Origin of the sequence: Rhizobium sp. BK275, assembly GCF_014193555.1 — a bacterium.
GTDB lineage: Bacteria > Pseudomonadota > Alphaproteobacteria > Rhizobiales > Rhizobiaceae > Rhizobium.
The window spans coordinates 172,367-189,955 of record NZ_JACHZL010000009.1 but is presented as its reverse complement, the minus strand read 5'-3'; the positions used below and the strand labels follow the sequence as shown (position 1 = coordinate 189,955).

The 17,589-nt window shown below is 61.4% G+C and carries 23 protein-coding genes; 9 read left to right on the top strand and 14 right to left on the bottom strand.

What is annotated here, in order from left to right:
- The first annotated feature begins 2 nt into the window (after window positions 1-2).
- Window positions 3-581 (top strand): type 1 glutamine amidotransferase family protein, encoded by a 579-nt coding sequence (locus FHT82_RS26410; protein ID WP_183735662.1) that lies wholly within the window; start codon window positions 3-5, stop codon window positions 579-581.
- A gap of 17 nt (window positions 582-598) precedes the next feature.
- Here FHT82_RS26410 and FHT82_RS26405 read toward each other — a convergent pair whose 3' ends face one another.
- From FHT82_RS26405 to FHT82_RS26390, 4 genes are all read right to left on the bottom strand, one after another.
- Entirely contained in the window at window positions 599-877 is a 279-nt protein-coding gene (locus tag FHT82_RS26405; protein WP_183735661.1) for a hypothetical protein, read from the bottom strand.
- A gap of 37 nt (window positions 878-914) precedes the next feature.
- Entirely contained in the window at window positions 915-1,829 is a 915-nt protein-coding gene (locus tag FHT82_RS26400) for a cytochrome c (RefSeq protein WP_183735660.1), read from the bottom strand.
- Between the two features lie 153 nt (window positions 1,830-1,982).
- The gene (locus tag FHT82_RS26395) at window positions 1,983-2,426 is read right to left on the bottom strand and encodes a cytochrome c (protein WP_183735659.1); all 444 of its coding nucleotides are present in this window, start codon (window positions 2,424-2,426) and stop codon (window positions 1,983-1,985) included.
- A gap of 134 nt (window positions 2,427-2,560) precedes the next feature.
- On the bottom strand, window positions 2,561-3,196 hold the full coding sequence (locus tag FHT82_RS26390) for a LysE family translocator (RefSeq protein WP_183735658.1): 636 nt from the start codon (window positions 3,194-3,196) through the stop codon (window positions 2,561-2,563).
- A gap of 126 nt (window positions 3,197-3,322) precedes the next feature.
- Between FHT82_RS26390 and FHT82_RS26385 the strand changes: the two genes are divergently transcribed.
- Window positions 3,323-4,024, top strand: a complete 702-nt coding sequence (locus FHT82_RS26385; RefSeq protein ID WP_183735657.1) for a YafY family protein — start codon at window positions 3,323-3,325, stop codon at window positions 4,022-4,024.
- A 10-nt stretch (window positions 4,025-4,034) separates the two neighbouring features.
- On the opposite strand, the gene FHT82_RS26380 is transcribed toward FHT82_RS26385, so the two are convergent.
- The 7 genes from FHT82_RS26380 to FHT82_RS26350 form a co-directional block, all read right to left on the bottom strand.
- Window positions 4,035-5,072: a dienelactone hydrolase gene (locus tag FHT82_RS26380; RefSeq protein WP_246698227.1), complete on the bottom strand. Its 1,038-nt coding sequence runs from the start codon at window positions 5,070-5,072 to the stop codon at window positions 4,035-4,037.
- 118 nt (window positions 5,073-5,190) lie between these two features.
- On the bottom strand, window positions 5,191-5,337 hold the full coding sequence (locus FHT82_RS26375) for a hypothetical protein (RefSeq protein WP_183735779.1): 147 nt from the start codon (window positions 5,335-5,337) through the stop codon (window positions 5,191-5,193).
- Between the two features lie 9 nt (window positions 5,338-5,346).
- Window positions 5,347-6,192, bottom strand: a complete 846-nt coding sequence (locus FHT82_RS26370) for a metallophosphoesterase (RefSeq protein WP_183735655.1) — start codon at window positions 6,190-6,192, stop codon at window positions 5,347-5,349.
- 77 nt (window positions 6,193-6,269) lie between these two features.
- Complete coding sequence (locus FHT82_RS26365; RefSeq protein WP_183735654.1) at window positions 6,270-6,491, bottom strand: hypothetical protein; 222 nt, start codon at window positions 6,489-6,491, stop codon at window positions 6,270-6,272.
- Between the two features lie 35 nt (window positions 6,492-6,526).
- Entirely contained in the window at window positions 6,527-6,937 is a 411-nt protein-coding gene (locus tag FHT82_RS26360; protein ID WP_183735653.1) for an SRPBCC domain-containing protein, read from the bottom strand.
- Complete coding sequence (locus FHT82_RS26355) at window positions 6,934-7,257, bottom strand: metalloregulator ArsR/SmtB family transcription factor (protein ID WP_183735652.1); 324 nt, start codon at window positions 7,255-7,257, stop codon at window positions 6,934-6,936. The genes FHT82_RS26360 and FHT82_RS26355 overlap by 4 nt, the downstream gene beginning before the upstream one ends.
- A 151-nt stretch (window positions 7,258-7,408) precedes the next feature.
- Window positions 7,409-8,011 carry a superoxide dismutase gene (locus FHT82_RS26350; RefSeq protein ID WP_183735651.1) on the bottom strand — a complete coding sequence of 201 codons (603 nt, stop codon included), beginning with the start codon at window positions 8,009-8,011 and terminating at the stop codon, window positions 7,409-7,411.
- Window positions 8,012-8,081: 70 nt separating this feature from the next.
- On the opposite strand from FHT82_RS26350, the gene FHT82_RS30585 reads away from it, so the two are divergent.
- The 4 genes from FHT82_RS30585 to FHT82_RS26335 all read left to right on the top strand — a co-directional run bounded on the left by FHT82_RS30585 (window position 8,082) and on the right by FHT82_RS26335 (window position 11,711).
- A complete protein-coding gene (locus tag FHT82_RS30585) occupies window positions 8,082-8,204 on the top strand; it encodes a hypothetical protein (RefSeq protein ID WP_281411217.1) in 123 nt (40 codons plus the stop codon).
- A 373-nt stretch (window positions 8,205-8,577) separates the two neighbouring features.
- A complete protein-coding gene (locus FHT82_RS26345; protein WP_246698226.1) occupies window positions 8,578-10,119 on the top strand; it encodes a hypothetical protein in 1,542 nt (513 codons plus the stop codon).
- Between the two features lie 133 nt (window positions 10,120-10,252).
- Complete coding sequence (locus FHT82_RS26340) at window positions 10,253-10,921, top strand: class I SAM-dependent methyltransferase (RefSeq protein WP_183735649.1); 669 nt, start codon at window positions 10,253-10,255, stop codon at window positions 10,919-10,921.
- A 58-nt stretch (window positions 10,922-10,979) separates the two neighbouring features.
- Entirely contained in the window at window positions 10,980-11,711 is a 732-nt protein-coding gene (locus FHT82_RS26335) for a sulfite exporter TauE/SafE family protein (protein ID WP_183735648.1), read from the top strand.
- A 38-nt stretch (window positions 11,712-11,749) separates the two neighbouring features.
- Here the strand turns inward: FHT82_RS26335 and FHT82_RS26330 are convergent, their stop codons facing one another.
- Window positions 11,750-12,097 (bottom strand): nuclear transport factor 2 family protein, encoded by a 348-nt coding sequence (locus FHT82_RS26330; protein WP_183735647.1) that lies wholly within the window; start codon window positions 12,095-12,097, stop codon window positions 11,750-11,752.
- 190 nt (window positions 12,098-12,287) lie between these two features.
- On the opposite strand from FHT82_RS26330, the gene FHT82_RS26325 reads away from it, so the two are divergent.
- Window positions 12,288-13,514, top strand: a complete 1,227-nt coding sequence (locus FHT82_RS26325) for an MFS transporter (RefSeq protein WP_183735646.1) — start codon at window positions 12,288-12,290, stop codon at window positions 13,512-13,514.
- A gap of 11 nt (window positions 13,515-13,525) precedes the next feature.
- On the opposite strand, the gene FHT82_RS26320 is transcribed toward FHT82_RS26325, so the two are convergent.
- Window positions 13,526-14,413, bottom strand: a complete 888-nt coding sequence (locus tag FHT82_RS26320) for a branched-chain amino acid aminotransferase (RefSeq protein WP_183735645.1) — start codon at window positions 14,411-14,413, stop codon at window positions 13,526-13,528.
- 251 nt (window positions 14,414-14,664) lie between these two features.
- On the opposite strand from FHT82_RS26320, the gene FHT82_RS26315 reads away from it, so the two are divergent.
- Together FHT82_RS26315 and FHT82_RS26310 are read left to right on the top strand one after the other, a co-directional pair.
- Entirely contained in the window at window positions 14,665-15,705 is a 1,041-nt protein-coding gene (locus tag FHT82_RS26315; protein ID WP_183735644.1) for a zinc-dependent alcohol dehydrogenase family protein, read from the top strand.
- A gap of 107 nt (window positions 15,706-15,812) precedes the next feature.
- Window positions 15,813-16,727, top strand: coding sequence for an adenylate/guanylate cyclase domain-containing protein (locus FHT82_RS26310; protein ID WP_183735643.1), 915 nt, complete (start codon window positions 15,813-15,815; stop codon window positions 16,725-16,727).
- Between the two features lie 43 nt (window positions 16,728-16,770).
- Here the strand turns inward: FHT82_RS26310 and FHT82_RS26305 are convergent, their stop codons facing one another.
- Window positions 16,771-17,589 carry a sugar phosphate isomerase/epimerase family protein gene (locus FHT82_RS26305; RefSeq protein ID WP_183735642.1) on the bottom strand — a complete coding sequence of 273 codons (819 nt, stop codon included), beginning with the start codon at window positions 17,587-17,589 and terminating at the stop codon, window positions 16,771-16,773.

Sequence of the window (17,589 nt, the reverse complement as noted above, 5' to 3'; positions counted from 1 at the left end):
GCATGACCCGACTGGCAGTGGTTCTGACCGAAGGGTTCGCCGACTGGGAAGTGGGGCAGCTTGCTGCCTCCGCCCGCACCCATTTCGGTTTCGACGTGGTGACGGCAAGCCCCGGCGGCGCGGAGGTGCGCTCGATGGGCGGCATGCGGGTGACACCCGATACGGTGGCCGAGAACCTGCATGGCGACGCTTTCGATGCACTTGTTATCTGCGGCGGCACGATCTGGGAGACAGAAAAGACGCCCAATCTTTCGCCTGTGATCAACGACTTCATCGCGCGCGGCAAACTCACCGCTGCGATCTGCGGCGGGACGCTGGCGCTGGCGCGCGCCGGTGCGCTCGATCAGGTTGCCCATACCAGCAACGCGCCCGACTTCCTCGCCAGCGCCGAGGGCTATCATGGCCAGGCGCATTACCGTGAGGGACCGCAGGCGGTTCGCGCCGGCATGATCGTCACTGCGCCGGGTTCGGCACCGATTACCTTTACGGCAGAGATCTACCGGGCGCTCGGCTTCGGCAGCGAAGAGCTCGACACCTATGTGCAGATCTTTGGTGCGGAGCATCAGCCGAAGGCGGCCTGACCCCACCAAGACACCGATCATTTGAGCCGTCGAGACTCTTTCGGCGGGCTGTCTCCAGGCGCCACCTCATGCACCGGGCGGGTCGCCCATTGGTGAAGCAACCTCTTTACGAACAGAAAGGCCGCAGTCCTTGCCTGCGCCCGATCGCCGGGGTCATCGAGACGGCTCGCGATTTTTGCCTCCATGACGGCAATCGTATCGGAAAACCAGCGCGCGAGAACGGCATTGCGCGCGGCAAGCCGGTCTTGCGTGCGAGCAATCGCAGCGTCTGTTTCCTCAAGGGTCGGGTGCTTCATTGTGGCAGTGTGGCCTGCAGCGCTTGCCCCAGGCAGGCTATTTGCTCGGCACCGCCTTCAGATAGGCGGAGATCGCCTCGATATCGGACTGCGGCAGATGGGCGATGTTCTGCTGCACGTCCACCATCTGGCCACCGGCGGAGTCGAAATCGGGGGTGAAGCCGGTCTGCAGGTAGTTGGTGATATCGGCCTCGCTCCAGGAGCCGACGCTCTTCGAGCCCGGCGTGATATCGGGTATGCGGCCCTTGCCTTCCGGGTTCGGGGCGCCGGCAAGCCATTGGTCGCGGACGAAGCCGCCGAGGGAATCGCGCGGGGTGTGGCATTCGCCGCAATGGCCGAGACCTTCGACCAGATACTGGCCGCGTTTTACCTTGTCGTCGGCATTGGCAAGCACGACGCGGGGTTGATCATTGAAATAGAGAAGCTTCCAGCCGCCGAGCGCCAGGCGGATGTCGAAGGGGAACGGCAATTCATGCGGCGGCGCGACGTTGGCGCTCTTCGGCAGGGTCTTCAGATAAGCGAAGAGATCATTGACGTCCTTGTCGCTCATGCGCGTGTAGGAGCCATAGGGGAAGGACGGGTAGAGATGTTGCCCGTTGGGGCCGACGCCGCGCTTTATCGCATTGCCGAACTGAGCCAGCGTCCAGCGGCCGATTCCGGCCTGCTCATCCGGGGAAATGTTGGGAACATGAAAGGTGCCGAAGGGGCTCTTCAGGGCGAGGCCACCGGCCAGCGTGAGTTTGGCATCGCCTTGCGCGCCGGGCGTGGCATGACAGCTGACGCAGCCGCCAGCCCAGAATACCTTCTCGCCATTCGCGACGTCAGGAGTGCCGAGATTGGCCCAGTGGCTTTCCGGAAACGGATCCGGCGCGGTGACGAAATAAAAAACTGCGCCGCCGATCACGACGACGCCGATGAGACAGAGCACAAAGCGGATGAACCTGCGGACCATGCGCCGCCTCTCCTTCTATCGATATCAAGGGCATTCCGGGATTCGCTGGCCGGAATTCGGTGGCCCGGCCCCACTGCCGGGAGAATAAGGCGATCCGCACCGGCGGCAAGAGCCGGTGCGGAGGACGGGATCATGCGCGAATAGCTCTATCGCCTAGTCCTTCTTGATGCGATAGAGCTGATGACAGCCACCGCAATTGCCGCCGACGGTGTTCAGCGCCGCGCCGACGCCGGCAGCATCGGCCGGAAGCTGGGCAAGCACGGTTTCGGCGTCGGTAGATAGTTTCGCGGCGCGTGCCTTGAAGTCATCCATGTTTTCCCAGATCTTCGGGCTCGCTTCCGGGTCGCCCGTCTCGGTGCCCGGCTTGAACTGGTCCGGGAAGGCTTTCGCCGTGGTGGCGATCGTCGTCAGCGCCGCCTTGACGGCATCCGCATCATAGGGCTTCGTGCCCTTGGCGATGGCGGACAGCGAGCCTGCTGCGCCACCGATCTGTTTCATCATTCCAATGCGCGCGTCATGCGTGCCGTCGGCGGCCATGGCCGAAGCGATGGCAATGCCGGCGAACGCCACAGCCGCCGCTACTGATTTCCAATTCATGATTCTCTCTCCAATGTTCCACCGGCGAAGCCGGCCGAGGGCAATCTGCACCGGGATCATGACAAAATCCATGTGGCCGCATAGTCACGTTTGGCCGGATCCTCATAAAAACAATGTGATAGGAACGAGCTGGCTCAGGCCGTCTTCCACCCTTGCCAAAGGCTGATCGCGGAGATGACGACCAGCAGCAGACCGGCAAGACGGCCGATGACGGCAGTCGTATTCGGGTTGGAAACTAGGAGATCACGGCTGCGGCCGGCGGTCATGGCGAGCGTGCCGTAGACGGCAAGCTGCGTCAGCACGGTCATGATGCCCATGATCAGACCCTGCAGCCAGATCGGCCCATATTCCGGCTTTATGAATTGCGGGTAGACGGCGAGCACGAAGATATAGGCCTTGGGATTGACGAGGCAGGTGACCGCCCCCTGCCGGAACGCCTTCCAAGTGGAACGCGCCGTGCCGGGGCCGACCGCCTCAACCTTGATCGAGCTCTTCATCAGCGAGATGCCGATCCAGATCATATAGCCGACGCCGGCAAAGAGCAGCAGGTTGAAGACACCGGGCAGCATGGCGACGAGGATGCCGACGCCCGCCGCGCCATAGGCCGAATGCACCGCCCCGCCCAGCATGATGCCGCTGGTGGCGGCCAACCCGCGTCTGGTGCCGCCGGTCAGCGCATTGGCGAGCACGAAAAGCATATCCATGCCCGGCACGATGATGATGCCGAAAAGAAGGGTGAAGTAGAGCCAGAGGCTTTCGTGATAGTCCATGTCAGTTGTCCGTCCGTATTTTCCTGCACTTTTTCTGGAAGTGCATTCATTTCAAATCGATAGGCATCTCTATACGGCAGGCCAACTGACAGTGTATTGTCAGGAGCGTGGGAGAAAGGACGATAGATGCGCAAGGCCTCCAGGCTTTTCGAGATCATCCAGATATTGCGGCTGGCGAAGCAGCCGATGACGGCGGCCACCATGGCCGAGAGGCTGGAGGTGACGGTGCGCTCGATCTACCGCGATATCGCTGCCCTGCAGGCGATGCGCGTGCCGATCGAGGGCGGGCGCGGTATCGGCTATATCATGCGGCCGGGCTTCGATCTGCCGCCGCTGATGTTTTCGATCGAAGAGACGGAAGCGATCGTGCTGTCGCTGGCGCTCCTGGAGCGCACCGGCGACGAGGAACTGAAGCTCGCGGCACGGCGCGTCAACCAGAAACTTGCCGGTGCCGTGCCGCCGCCGCTGCGGCAGGCGATGGAAAACAAGGCGTTGTTTGCCTGGGGCACGATCGCCCCGCCGCCCGCAGGCGTGGACCTTGCCATCGTGCGGCGGGCGATCCGCGACGAGCGCAAGCTAATCCTCAGCTATCGCGACGAAATGGGACGCGCGACCGAACGGATGATCCGCCCGATCGCGCTGATCTATTATTCCCAGACGGCCAATATCGTTGCCTGGTGCGAACTCAGGCAGGCGATCCGCAATTTCCGCGGCGACCGGGTGGAGGCCTGTGCCGAAGCCGACGTCTTCTTCAAGGGCGAAGGCGACGGCCTGCGCACGCTGTGGACCGAGAGCTGGACCGAAAGGCCAGTCGCGGCGAATGCCTGAACCGCCGCGGCTACTCCTTGCGCGCGAAATCGGCGAGGAAGGCGGCCTCGATCATCGCCGCCATCTGCACATGGATCTCCGCCCGCGTTCTCGGTTTTCCCGGCGCATCCTCGCAGATCGGGTCGGTCTCGCCGATGCTTTTCAGGAAGTCCGGTGCATCGGGACGGCATTCGGCAAGGAAGCTCAAGTGTACCGCGCCATCGACGGTCTGATAATCGGCACCAGGTATTTCGGCTGCGATATCGTCTGATCTGACCGCTATGGGGATGGTTTCCGGCCGGCCGATATTGATGATGTGAACGGGGATATCGATGGAGCGAAGGCTCTCGCTCGTGAATGCCCGCACGACGGAAGGGTCGATCGCGACGACGGAACGAATGCGCGGGTCACGGTTCGACTGCTCGAACAAGTGCTTGTCCGTGCCGCGCAGATCGACCTTGCCGCTTGCAAACCAGACGCAGTCAGCCATGGTCTTTTCTTCATCGCAGTAACGGGCGTAGGCCTCGCGATCGGCACGCACGCCGGCGACTGCCATCACCGTATGCCCGCCGAGAGAAAAGCCGAGCGCGCCGACATGTTTTCGGTCGATATGCGGCGCCCAGGCGGGATCGGCGGACAGTGCCGTCAGTACGTCGGACAGATCGGCGCTCCGCTGCCATAATTTCGTTGTGTCGGGCGGCGTCGAATCTCCGCGCGTCGTGCCGGGGTGATTGGGACCGGCGACGATGAAGCCGGCCGCTGCAAGCCGTATCGCAAGCCAGTCCAGATTGCCGATGCTGCCGCCGGACCCATGCGAAATCAGGACAAGCGGAAAGGAGCCCTCAGCGATCGGGGCATCCTTCAGCGCGGGTGTTTCCATGAACACCTTGTCCCTGCTGGGCGGCACCGGTGTTCCGGCGCTACCGGTCGGATACCAGATCATCATCTGAAGCGTCGCACTGCGTGCAGGCGCTGGAAGTTCGATCGTGCGCGTGCCGACCGGATCTGCCGCAAAAACGGAACTTGCCGCCAGAAGACCGGCGGCAAGCAGGAGGGAAAGCAATCTCATTTCAGGCCTCATTTCGTGGCTGCACCATCATCAGTGCAGCCGCATCTCGCCCGAAACGTGGAAAATAGAGACCCGGAACGCGATCGAGAGCGTCCTCGATCGCGTTCCGGGAAGCAATTCAGAGCGCCATGCCGCCGGAGACCTCGATGCGCTGGGCGTTGACCCAGCGATTGGCTTCCGTCAGCCGCGAATATGCGCGCATGTTCGGCACGTCAGCGAAGAAGGATGCGCTGGAGCATCGGGCACAGCCCGCGTCGATCGCCACAGAGGTCGCTTAGTAGGATAGCGTGCGGCTGTCTTCGCGACCGAAACCGCGGATCGCCATGCGATCCGTATAGACGTCGATGATGGCGAAGGTGTTTTCGCTCTCGGTATCGACCACGCCCTTGAAATTAACGAAGTGGCAGAAGCCGACCTTGCCGTAATTGCCGACATGGTTATGGCCGTTGAGATAGGCAACGACATTGTCCTGCGAGGACAGCAGTTCGACGACGCGCTCGCGGTCCCACATGTCATGCTCGCAGGGCGGATGAACGGGGAAGTGATTCATGACGATCACCTTCTCATCCGCAGCCTTCGCCGCTTCGATTTCGCCAGACAGCCAGCCGAACTGCTCGTCGCTCAGCGATGCGTTCCACTCATGGGCGTTATCGGCGCCTGCGGCCAGCAGAGTCGCCAGACGTTCGCGGCCGAGCGCACGGAAGGCATGGCCTTCCGGCGGCGCGAATGTGCTGACCTCGTTGCCGTTGAGCACGATGAAACGGAAAGCGTGGCGTTGGAAACTGTAATAGGGCGCCGGCATGCCGACCCGTTCGGCAACCTTTTCCAGATGTTCGGGGGCGACACCGAAATCGTGATTGCCGAGCAGGAAATATGCCTCGTGGCGCAGCGTTTCATAGACCGGCAGGATATCGTCGAAGCTCTTGAAATCGCGGTCGATGATATCGCCGAGCGTCATGACGAAGCTCAGTTCCTCGCCATTGAAGGTCTCGATCGCGGCAGCGACCTTGGCGAGGCTGTTGGCATAATAGCGCCCCATTTCGACCTGCGGTTCGATGGCGGCATATTGCGGATCGGCGATGACGCCGAAGCGGAAAAGGGGAAGATCGGCTGATGACATGCGGCGTGATGTAGAGACCGCGGATGACAGCGATGTGACGGTGCGGCCAACCGCGGTTCTAGCGGAACCCGCATTCCCTATCCTGCCGCCGATACCTGCTCGCGGCGACCGGTGAAATAGGGCAATGCGAACATATAGAGGCCACTGAAGAGCAGCAGGAAAAGCGGCGGCAGCGGCGAATAGACCACCCAGGCCGGCGGCGTGCCGAAGGCCATGGTGGCGAAATTGGCTATGACCGTCAGCGTGAAGATGATCGACAGCCAACGGTGAAGCTGGCGGATAGACTTGTTCCAGTTCAATGCTATTTCCTCCTCAACAGGCCGAAGTCTTTATCTCAGTCTTCGCGCCCCAGAACTTCCTGCAGATTGTCGACGAACCGCTGCCAGCCGAACTTGGCACCCTGATAGGCCTGTTCCTGATCCGGGCGGAAACCGGCCTGTTCCATGCGCAGACGCGTGCCTGCTCCCGCAGGGGTCAGCGTCCAGGTGACGGTGCTTTCGAGGCCATAGGCATCCCATGTGTAGGAGAGCGTCCTGTTCGGCTCGATCTCCAGCACCCGGCAATCGACGGAGCCCCATTCGGCGGTGAACTTGAAATTGTGATCGCGCACAGGCTTGAAGTCACTCTTCATCAGCCACTCCTCAATCAGTTGCGGCTGCGTCAGCGCACGCCAGATTTTCTCCGGCGGGAAAGCAATCTCCCGCTCGACGATGACGGAGCGGATCTCAGTTGCGGTTTCGTTCATTGGTCCATCCTTTTGAGCAAATCTTCCAGAGCGTCGAACCGGCCTTCCCAGAAGCCGGCCATCTCCGTCGTCCAGTCCGCCAGAGGGGCCAGAGCCTTGATCTCGGCGCTGTAATGCGTCTGGCGACCCTCATGGCGGTCGCGCACCAGGCCGGCGGTCTTCAGCACCGCCAGATGCTTCGAGACGACCGGCTGGGAAACCCCTGCCCCGGCCGTCAGAACGCCGACCGTCTTCTCGCCTTCGCGGCACAGACGTTCGAAGATGGCGCGTCGGGTCGGATCGGCAAGCGCCCGGAAAAGTGCGTCCTGAACATTCGACATTAGAATTCATACCTGATTGGCTATGGATTGACTTATAGCCATACGGGTATGAATGAGTCAAGCGGCCTTCGAAGTCATTTGTTTCAGCAGAAATGAAAACACCCGGCGCCTGGTGGCGCCGGGTGCTCAAAAACCAAAGCTTTAGAAGTGCTTACTTCGTAGCCGCTTCGTAGCGTTCCAGGACGTAGTCCCAGTTGATCAGGCTGTCGATGAAGGCTTCAAGGTACTTCGGGCGGAGGTTGCGGTAGTCGATGTAGTAGGAATGCTCCCAGACGTCGACGCCGAGGATCGGGGTGGCGCCATGAACGAGCGGGTTTTCGCCGTTCGGGGTCTTGGAGATTTCGAGCTTGCCGTTCTTGACGGAGACCCAGGCCCAGCCGGAGCCGAACTGGGTGGCGCCGGCAGCGGCGAAATCGGCCTTGAACTTGTCATAGCCACCGAGGTCGGACGTGAAGGCAGCTTCGAGCTTGCCCGGCAGCTTGTTGCCGCCGCCGCCCTTCTTCATCCACTTCCAGAAATGGATGTGGTTGTAGTGCTGGGCCGCGTTGTTGAAGAGGCCGGCATTGGTGCCGAAGGACTTCTTGACGACCTCTTCCAGGGAGAGATCGGCCAGACCAGCTTCCGCTGCAAGCTTGTTGCCGTTGTCGACGTAAGCCTTGTGGTGCTTGTCGTGGTGAAACTCCAGCGTCTCCTTCGACATGAAGGGCGCAAGGGCGTCGTAGTCATAGGGAAGTTCAGGCAATTCGAAAGCCATAACAGATCTCCTCTTGGCAATAGATTGCGTCATCGGCAGGTGAGGCGGAACATAGGAGGGGAAGCACGGAGTGGCAACCGGCGAATTATCAAAAAACAACGACTTCGAGGAAAAATTGCCTCTCGCAACGGGCTCTCTCCAAAAGCGCAAATCACAGGCCGTGCCGCGCTTTGCGGATATGAAGCTGGTATGACTGCAAGACGGGAAGATGGCATAGAAAGAAATAAAATCCCCTCCCCTGCCAAACCCGCATTTCCCTTGAACCACACACGTAAAATGAGCCCTGCTCGCGTCCCGCTCACTGCGCTTACTGCATAATTCAAAATGCCACAGCGTCCTTTGCGCGTCTGAAAAGACGCGCGGCGCTGTAGGGGCGGCCACCGGAATTTCAATAAAAATCTGTTAATTTCTTTTGGGCGCTTTTGACAGGCGATGAGCAGCGCGGCTTAGATGCAACCTATGGCCATCGAAGAGTTTTAGCACAACCTTCGACAGGATTAACTTAATTAGCATAGCATAAATCATTTCAGGGACTTCTGACATCAACTTCGGGGCGTGTGATGGTCATGAGCTTTTTTCGTCGTAATGAAGAACCCGCCAAGCCGGGTTTGGGAGTATCCAGCCATCGCCAGACGTTGTCCGTCACCGAACAGACTGTCCTCGTGGACAAGCCGCCGGTGCAGTACAGCGTTTCGGAAGTCGACGATTTCCAGGCTTTCGGCACAGCGATCGAGGAGAACAAGCAGTCTTCGGAAGAGCTGCTGGTCAGCCTGACGTCGTTGCAGGAGCGGGTTTCCTCGCTGCTCGGCGCACACAGCCACTCGCTCAATGAAACAGGTGCGCTGAGAGCGGAATGTTCGCGTTTGAACTCTCTGCTCGACTATGAGAGCAATGCGCGGCGCAAGGCCGATCAGGAAAACCAGCGTCTCGTGATCGACAACAAGGAACTGAAGCTCGACAGCAGCCAGCTTCGTGTCGAGGCCGGCACTTACCGCGAAGAACTGGTGAAGCTGCAAGGCGTGCATGAGCTGGCGCGGGAGGAATTCACCGTCGTCGAGGCGCGGCTGATCGATGCCGAGCGCGAGATTCGCGACCGAGCGCTGCAATTCGACGAGGTTTCCTCGCAGCTTCGCCGCACGCAGCAGGACCTTGACGCGCGCAGCCGCGAGCTGGCGAGCACCCGCGAGAAGCTGGAGCTGGAAACCACGGCCCATCAGCTGCTGGCCGAAAGCTCGCGCCGGGAAAACAGCATCCAGCTTCGCGAAATCGCCCGCCTCAATGAAGAGCGCAGCCACCTCAGGACCAATCTTTCGGAGCATGAGGCGCTGGCACGCGGCCTGCAGTCCTCCGTTTCCAACATGAAGCAAGATCTCACCGCTTCCGAGGAGCGTTATCGCCGCCTGGAAGCTGAATTCGAGACGCTGGAAACCTCTTCGACGCTGGAGATCGCCAACCTGCGCACCAAGCACGAAGCAATCGGTTCCAAGTCTGAACTCGTCGAGAAGCTGCTGTCGACCGCCAACAGCCGCAACAAGATGACGGACGAAGAGTTGCAGTCCACCCGCGTGGAACTGAAGCGTACCAAGTCCGAGCTTGCCACGGCTCTGGCGCGCCTGGAGCGGATGACCGACGAGATCAACCGCGTGCGCCTCAACGGCACGGAAAGCGAAGCGGCCCGCCGCGAGCTTGCGGCCCACAGCAACGATCTCGTCATGAAGCTGCGCGAGGCCGAAAGCCAGCGCAACAAGCGCGACCGCGAGATCGAAGCTTTCAAGCACGATCTCGATACGCGCCTCGATACCGACCGTTACGAAATCAGCCAGCTGCGGACGAGCCTGGAAATCGCCAAGTCGGAAATCCGCCAGCTTCGCGCCGAACGCGCGATCCTCAGCGGCCAACTCGAAGTGGCACGCGGCGATCGTCCAACCCTTGCCGACGCATTGCCCGTCGAAGAGCCCGTGAAGGAAGAAGTCCGCATGCCGGCTGCCACCTTCGCGCCGATGATCGACATTTCCAACAAGTCGCTGCGCAACGGCATGATCGCCGGCTCCGTCAATGACGAGCTCGCCGCCATCGAAGCCGATCTGCGCACGCCGCCGGCAGAGTGATCCAGGCTCTCTTCGGCGGGAAGAGAACTTTCCGCCGAAAACAAAATGACACGCCTGACAGTCCTTTGCCGTGCCGCCGGAACCGGAGCCTGCCTTCGCGAGTTTGAAGGCAGGGTCTGGAGGAGGCGCTCACATGGAACAAGTTCGAAATCGGGGACACGTACAAAAACAGGCTGAAGACCAGCAGAAGATCTATCAGCGCTGGGCACCGGTCTATGACAGGATCTATCGCAGCATCCTGCGCGACGGGCACCGCACGCTGGCGCGGCTCGCTGCTAACGCCGGCACCGACATTCTGGAAATCGGCGTCGGCACAGGGCTGGTGCTTTCCCACTATCCGCGACGCTGCCGGGTGACGGGAATCGACATTTCCGAGCACATGATCGCCAAGGCGCGAGAAAAAATCGCCCGCCACAAGCTTTTCCATGTGCAGCAATTACAGGTGATGGACGCGCATGCGCTGGCCTTCGACGACAAATCTTTCGATGCTGTCTGCCTGCCTTTCGTCATCACGCTCATCCCCGATCCGGAACGGGTGCTGGACGAATGCGCCCGCGTTCTGCGGCCGGGCGGCGAGATCATCCTTGCCAGCAAGCTCGGCGATGGTATCGGGCTGCAGGGCGCAATCGAGGAGGTGGTGGCGCCGCTTGCCCGGCGAATCGGCTGGAGCTCGTCTTTCCGGATCAGTCGGATCACCGACTGGGCGCGAGCGAGCGGTTTCGATGCGATCGAAATACTACCGGTTTTCCCAAACGGCTTCTTCAAGGTCATCCGCCTCAAGCGGCGCTCGCCGAATGTTTGAGGAGCTTTTTTCACCCTTAACGTGTTTGCATCAGGATCTTCGCTCGTCAGGGATTTTCATGATCACGGATTTTTTCCTCTTCATCGTCGTCGGTTTCTGCGCCCAGATCGTCGATGGCGCTCTCGGCATGGCCTTCGGCGTGCTGTCCACGACCAGCCTGCTGGCGCTCGGCGTGCCGGTCGCCAATGCCAGCGCCATGACCCATGTGACGGAAATGTTCACGACGGCAGCGTCGGGCATTTCCCATGTCTGGCACCGCAATGTCGACTGGAAGCTCGTGGCGCGGCTTGCACCCGCCGGCATGATCGGCGGGGCGGTCGGCGCCTTCCTGCTTGCAAGTGTCGACGGCAAGGTGATCGAGCCCTTCGTCTCAGCCTATCTGATCGCTATTGGCCTCATCATTCTCTGGAAAGCCTTCCACCCGACGCGCAAGCGCGACGTCCGCGACTGGATGGTGCCACCCGTCGGGCTTTGCGGCGGCGTGCTGGATGCGGTCGGCGGCGGCGGATGGGGACCGATCGTCACCAGCTCGCTCGTCGGCCGCGGTCACGATCCGAAGCGAGTGATCGGCTCGACCAGCTTCACCGAATTCGCGGTCACGCTGATTATTTCGATCACCTTCGTGCTGACGCTCGGCTGGTCGGAGCTCGGCTCGGCGGTCGGGCTGATCATCGGCGGCGTGATCGCCGCCCCCTTCGGCGCGATCCTCGTCAAGCGGCTGCCGATGAAACTGTTGATGATCGCGGTTTCGCTCGTCATCATTACGACTTCGGCGATGCGATTCTTCTGAAGAGCGTGGCGCGATCTTTCAGATTCGCTTGACATGCTTCAGGCCGTGTTGCGGCCGAAATAGACATCGACGGATGCTATCCGGTCGCCAGCGAAGCGAAAGCTCTCCATGTTGCGGAAGGCCTTGCCGCCAGCCATTTCGGCGCGGTAACGCACGACCGCCTCATCACCCTGAACCGACAGGAACTCGATGTCGAAGGCATTCAGCGCCGGCTCGTTCGGCCAGCAACGCTCGAAATAGGTCGTGCGGTCGATGTGATCGTCCTGCGGACTGGAAAAAGTGAAATCATCCGTCAGCATCGCGCCGACGATATCCTTGCGGTGATCGATATAGGCTGCGTAGAGATCGCGCAGCATCCGGGCGCGGTGTTCATCCCTATTGCTCATGTTTGCTTCTCCCCATTACCGATTGCATCTTGCAATCAGTTAGAGGCGAGATTGCGACTTTCAAGTGGCTTTTCCCTCTGCCGGCAGGTCTGATTGGGCGGAATCCGTCCTTGGCAGCCTTTGGGGTGATGCGTAAAGTGAGGATCGCCTCATCTTGGCCGCGGCCAGACTGTACCGAAGAAGATCCGCAATGACCGATACCCAATGGGATGCCGCAAAGGCGATGCCCGGCTCCGCCTACTGGAAACGCAATCTCGTCATCTCGCTGCTCGGTTCGTTCACGACCATCGTGGCGATGACGCTGCTTCTTCCCTTCCTTCCGCTCTATGTGGAAGAGCTCGGCGTGAGCGACCATGCGGCGATCGTGCAGTGGTCGGGCATCGCCTATGGCGCGACCTTCTTTGCCGCCGCATGCGTCGCGCCGCTCTGGGGCCGGCTCGGCGACATCTATGGGCGCAAGCTGATGCTGGTGCGCGCCAGCCTCGGCATGACCATCGCCATCTCGCTGATGGGCATGGCCGGCAGCGTCTGGCAGCTCGTGGCGCTGCGTCTCTTCGTCGGCCTGGCGGGCGGCTATGCCTCGGGCTCAATGGTGCTGGTGGCAACAGAGACCCCGAAAGACCGGTCCGCCTGGGCGCTCGGCGTGCTGTCGTCGGGCATCATGGCCGGCAATCTCGTCGGCCCGTTGATCGGCGGGGCACTGCCGCCCATCATCGGCATCCGTGGCACGTTTCTGGCCGCCGGCGGCATGATCTTTCTCGCCTTCCTCGCCACCACCTTCCTCATCAAGGAGGAGAAATCGGCGGCCCGCAAACAGGCGGCCAAGGCATCCGGCGGCTGGAAATCCATTCCCGACAAGGGACCTGTGGTGGCCATGCTCGCAACTGGCCTGCTGCTGATGCTCGCCAATATGTCGATCGAGCCGATCATCACCGTCTATGTGGCACAGCTCGTGCCCGATCAGGGTCAGGTGACGATGGTAGCCGGTATCGTCATGTCGGCGGCAGCGCTCGGCAGCATTCTCTCGGCCTCGCGGCTCGGCAAGCTTGCCGACCGGATCGGCCACTGGCCTGTCATTGCCGGGGCGCTGGCGGTCGCCGGCCTGTTGCTCATCCCGCAGGCCTTCGTCACTGCCTCCTGGCAGCTCATCGTTCTACGCTTCCTGATGGGCGTCGCGCTCGGCGGCCTCCTGCCCTGCATCGCCGCGGTCATCCGGCATAGCGTGCCCGACAGCGCGGCCGGCAGTATCCTCGGCCTTTCCATCTCTTCGCAGTATGTGGGCCAGGTCGCCGGACCTGTTCTCGGCGGCTTCGTCGGCGGGCATATCGGCATGCCGGCGGTCTTTCTCGGCACCTGCGTTCTGCTGCTCGCGGGCGCAGCCTTCACATGGCTGGTGCGAACGAAGGAGGAAGCCTGAGGCTCAGGCTTTTACTCGTCACTCGCCGAGCGGCCATAGGCCCAGTCCATATAGAGCTCCAGCGCCTTGCGGGTGACCGGGCCTTCCTGAAAATTATGGCCGTCGAGCCTGTTGACGCCGACAACCTTGGAATAGTTGCCGCTCGTGAAGATCTCGTCGGCGCCCATGAAATCCTCGACCGACAGTGTCGCCTCGCGCACGTCGAAGCCGGCCTTGCGTAAGAGGACGATGACGCGCTGGCGGGTGATGCCGGCAAGGAACGTGCGGTTGGCGACCGGCGTGAGGACCACGCCGTCCTTGACCATGAAGACGTTCGAGGAAGCGGTTTCGACCACGTTGCCGTTCATGTCGCGCATCAGGGCATTGTCAAAGCCGCGGCTTCTTGCTTCGGCGATCGCGCGGCCGCTGTTCGGATAGAGCGAGCCTGCCTTGGCGTCCGTCGTCGCGGTTTCCGGAGTCGGGCGACGATAGGGCGAAACGGTGAGCGAAGAGCCGCCGTGGCCGCCCATTGCCGCTTCGAACAGGCAGAGCGCAAAACGGGTGGATTCGCCGTCAACGGTCACGACACTGCCTGCCGAGCCGTGCTCGCCCCAATACATCGGCTTGATGTAGATCGGCGTCTTGCCGTCGAATTTCTTGACACCTTCCCAGGCGAGCGCCTCGATCTCTTCGGCCGTCTTGACCGGCTTCAGGCCCATGGCAACGGCAGAGCGGTTGATGCGCTGGCAATGCAGGTCGAGATCGGGTGCAATGCCATCGAACCAGCGGGCGCCGTCAAAGACGGTGGAGCCGAGCCACATGGCGTGCGAGGTCGGCCCGATCAGCGGCGGATTGCCGGCGATCCACTCTCCGTCGACATAGGTCCAGGTGGTCGTGCGGGGTGACGTATCGACGGGCATTGCGGCTCTCCTTGTGAAGTCGGCAAAGCAAAATCCTCCATGCCGAGTACGGTCAAGCGCAAATTGACGGTTGAAACATCGAAGCAAGAAAATGCCGAAGACCGCGTTACGATTGAAATATTGATGCGCGTGTCCTGGTGCTAAAACGATGGGTCCATAAAAGAAAATGATCGAAAGCCGACTGGATGGATGCCACTGCCGCATGCCATCATGGCAGACGGAAAACGCGTGCTGGGCCAGGAGATGAACAGATGAAAGCCATGTATTACGAAGCCTTCGAACAGGCGCCTGAGATCCGCACCGTGCCGGACCCGACGCCTTCGGAAGATGGCGTGGTCATCAAGATCGGCGCAACCGGGCTTTGCCGCAGCGACTGGCACGGTTGGATGGGGCATGACCCGGATATCCGCCTGCCGCATGTGCCGGGACACGAACTTGCCGGCCAGATCGTGGCAACCGGCAAGGGCGTGGTGCGTTTCAAGGTCGGCGACCGCGTGACCGTGCCTTTCGTTTCCGGCTGCGGCCATTGCGCCGAATGCCATTCCGGCAACCAGCAGGTCTGCCCCAACCAGTTCCAGCCGGGCTTTACCCATTGGGGCTCGTTTGCCGAATATGTCGGCATCGATTATGCCGATACCAATCTGGTTCATCTGCCCGAGAGCGTGGACGATGCCACGGCGGCAAGCCTCGGCTGCCGCTTCGCCACCTCTTTTCGTGCGGTTGCCGACCAGGCGCGCACCGGCCCCGGTGAATGGATCGCGGTGCATGGCTGCGGTGGAGTGGGGCTTTCGGCGATCATGATCGCCAGCGCGCTTGGCGCCAATGCGATCGCCGTCGATATTTCCGAGGAGAAGCTTGCCTTTGCGCGTGAATGCGGAGCGGTGGCCACGATCAATGCCTCCTCGGTTGCCGATGTGGCGGAAGCCGTGCGTGAGATCACCAAGGGCGGCGCGCATGTCTCGATCGATGCGCTCGGCCATCCCGTCACCTGCTTTAATTCGATCAAGAACCTGCGCCGGCGCGGCCGGCATGTGCAGGTGGGGCTGATGCTCGGCGAGCATTCGACGCCGCAGATCCCGATGGCGCAGGTGATAGGCCACGAGCTGGAAATCTATGGCAGCCATGGCATGCAGGCTTGGCGCTATGATGCCATGCTCGCGATGCTCGCCGCCGGAAAGATCGCGCCGCAGAAACTGATCGGCCGGCGCATCAGCCTTGCCGAAGCCGTGCCAGCGCTGATGACACTCGACAAGGCCGAGGGTACGGGCATCAGCGTGATTACGCAGTTCTAGAAATGTGGGACGGCTGTTCGCACCAGTGCGGACTACCGGAAGCAAGATTGCGATCCCACCTATAGGTTGACGAAGCCAGCAGTATGCCCGCGGCGATGGGGGATTTCATGAGCGAGACACAACGCAAGCTGACGACGATCTTTGCAGCCGACGTGCAGGACTATACGCGCATGATGGGCGAGGATGAGGAAGGCACGCTCGCCATGCTCAAGCACTATCGCGATGCCATGTCCCGCCTCATCACATCGCATGGCGGGCGGGTGGTCAACACATGGGGCGATGGACTGCTTGCCGATTTCCCGAGTGTGGTCGAAGCCGTTCGTGCGGCGATCGACGTGCAGAACGAACTCGCCGGCAAGAATGCGGCGCGGCCCATGGACGGACGCATGCTCTTTCGCATCGGAATCAATCTCGGCGATGTCATTGTCGAAGGTGAGGATATCTATGGCGACGGCGTCAATATAGCCGCGCGGCTGCAGACCTCGGCGCCGGCGGGCGGGATCGTGATCTCGAATACCGTCTACGATCAGGTGCGCAACAAGGTGGCTGTTGGATTCGACTTTCTGGGGGCACTGGAGATGAAGAATGTCGCCGATGCCGTGCCGAGCTATGTCGTGCGCATCGGCGATATCGGAATTCAGCCGCAGGAGCCGACAGCCTCTCCGGATCGTACCGTCGAAATGCCGGCGCCGAGGCCGGCCCCGGCCCCCCCGCCGCGCGGCCGGCTGCGCAAGCTCGCCGGCATCCTGGCCGTCATCGGCGCCATGCTCGTCGTCATCAATATTGCCACTTGGGAAGGCGAGTTCTGGGCCGTCTGGCCGCTGCTTGCCTTCGCCTTCGTGGCGGCCATGATATGGGTACGGATGCAGGACCGGTTCGACCAGCGGATTGCCGCACTTGCCGTTGTCGGGGTCGGCATTGTCGTTATCAACATGCTGACGTGGCATGGGATATTCTGGGCGATATGGCCGCTTCTCGGCCTCTCTGTCGCCGCCGGCATTCGCTGGGCGATGCGCGACTGAGGCTCGGGATGGCGGCGAGATATCGTCCCGCCGCCTGTTTCTATTATTGAGCGACGCCGATCGAGGCGAGGTATTCGGCCGAGGCGATGATCTTCGACTTGTCCTTGATCTCGATGATGAGGCGCGGATTGCTTTCAAGCTTGGCAAGGGCAGCGAAGATTGCGCGCCAGTTGACCGTGCCTTCGCCGAGCGCCCAGTGGCGGTCGGCATAACCGTCAGCATCCTGCAGGTGGACGTGGCCGAGCCGGTTGCCGGCGGCATGGACGTAATAGTCGACGGGCGGGGCGCCGGTGGAGCCGTGGGCGTAATGCGCATGGCCGGTGTCGATCGAAACGGCGACGGCCGGTGAGTTGAAGCTCTCGGCAAGCGCCACGCGGATATGCGGGTCCTTGTCTTCGATGTTTTCGATGACGATCGTGCAGCCGATTTCCTCGGCGCGCTTTACCGCGTCGCGCATCGTCTGATGGCAGTAGTCGACGATGTTCTCGCGTTCACCGGGATTATTGTCGAGGTTGTTGTAGCCCCAGGTCGTGTAAGGGCTATGGACGACCATGTGCGTGCCGCCGATCGCGGCGCAGACATCAAGGCCCTGCATCAGGCGGCGGGAGACGACGGAGCGGATATCCGGATCCTGCGAGGCGATGATGAAGCCCCAGAACGGGCCATGGATGCCGACGCGGCCCTTGAAGCCGTCGAGCAGCTTCCTGGCGCGCTCGGCCCGCGGCGTCCAATCGCCGTTCAGAACGTCGGCATTTATGAAGCTCTGCAGCTCGAGATCGCGGGACTTTTCGAAGAGCCAGTCGCGATGGTTTTCGAGTTCGTCGATCGTCATGGCAGCGCCGACGACGGGAAGAGAAGACAT

Bases quoted from the DNA above. Each gene is read 5' to 3' on its own strand.
- FHT82_RS26360 (WP_183735653.1), bottom strand. From the start codon at position 6,937: ATGAACGAAACCGCAACTGAGATCCGCTCCGTCATCGTCGAGCGGGAG.
- FHT82_RS26320 (WP_183735645.1), bottom strand. From the start codon at position 14,413: ATGCCCGTCGATACGTCACCCCGCACGACCACCTGGACCTATGTCGAC.
- FHT82_RS26405 (WP_183735661.1), bottom strand. From the start codon at position 877: ATGAAGCACCCGACCCTTGAGGAAACAGACGCTGCGATTGCTCGCACG.
- FHT82_RS26325 (WP_183735646.1), top strand. From the start codon at position 12,288: ATGACCGATACCCAATGGGATGCCGCAAAGGCGATGCCCGGCTCCGCC.
- FHT82_RS26340 (WP_183735649.1), top strand. From the start codon at position 10,253: ATGGAACAAGTTCGAAATCGGGGACACGTACAAAAACAGGCTGAAGAC.
- FHT82_RS26335 (WP_183735648.1), top strand. From the start codon at position 10,980: ATGATCACGGATTTTTTCCTCTTCATCGTCGTCGGTTTCTGCGCCCAG.
- FHT82_RS26315 (WP_183735644.1), top strand. From the start codon at position 14,665: ATGAAAGCCATGTATTACGAAGCCTTCGAACAGGCGCCTGAGATCCGC.
- FHT82_RS26395 (WP_183735659.1), bottom strand. From the start codon at position 2,426: ATGAATTGGAAATCAGTAGCGGCGGCTGTGGCGTTCGCCGGCATTGCC.
- FHT82_RS26355 (WP_183735652.1), bottom strand. From the start codon at position 7,257: ATGTCGAATGTTCAGGACGCACTTTTCCGGGCGCTTGCCGATCCGACC.
- FHT82_RS26370 (WP_183735655.1), bottom strand. From the start codon at position 6,192: ATGTCATCAGCCGATCTTCCCCTTTTCCGCTTCGGCGTCATCGCCGAT.
- FHT82_RS26385 (WP_183735657.1), top strand. From the start codon at position 3,323: ATGCGCAAGGCCTCCAGGCTTTTCGAGATCATCCAGATATTGCGGCTG.
- FHT82_RS26305 (WP_183735642.1), bottom strand. From the start codon at position 17,589: ATGTCTTCTCTTCCCGTCGTCGGCGCTGCCATGACGATCGACGAACTC.
- FHT82_RS26400 (WP_183735660.1), bottom strand. From the start codon at position 1,829: ATGGTCCGCAGGTTCATCCGCTTTGTGCTCTGTCTCATCGGCGTCGTC.
- FHT82_RS26310 (WP_183735643.1), top strand. From the start codon at position 15,813: ATGAGCGAGACACAACGCAAGCTGACGACGATCTTTGCAGCCGACGTG.
- FHT82_RS26350 (WP_183735651.1), bottom strand. From the start codon at position 8,011: ATGGCTTTCGAATTGCCTGAACTTCCCTATGACTACGACGCCCTTGCG.
- FHT82_RS26345 (WP_246698226.1), top strand. From the start codon at position 8,578: ATGAGCTTTTTTCGTCGTAATGAAGAACCCGCCAAGCCGGGTTTGGGA.
- FHT82_RS26410 (WP_183735662.1), top strand. From the start codon at position 3: ATGACCCGACTGGCAGTGGTTCTGACCGAAGGGTTCGCCGACTGGGAA.
- FHT82_RS26380 (WP_246698227.1), bottom strand. From the start codon at position 5,072: ATGAGATTGCTTTCCCTCCTGCTTGCCGCCGGTCTTCTGGCGGCAAGT.
- FHT82_RS26330 (WP_183735647.1), bottom strand. From the start codon at position 12,097: ATGAGCAATAGGGATGAACACCGCGCCCGGATGCTGCGCGATCTCTAC.
- FHT82_RS26390 (WP_183735658.1), bottom strand. From the start codon at position 3,196: ATGGACTATCACGAAAGCCTCTGGCTCTACTTCACCCTTCTTTTCGGC.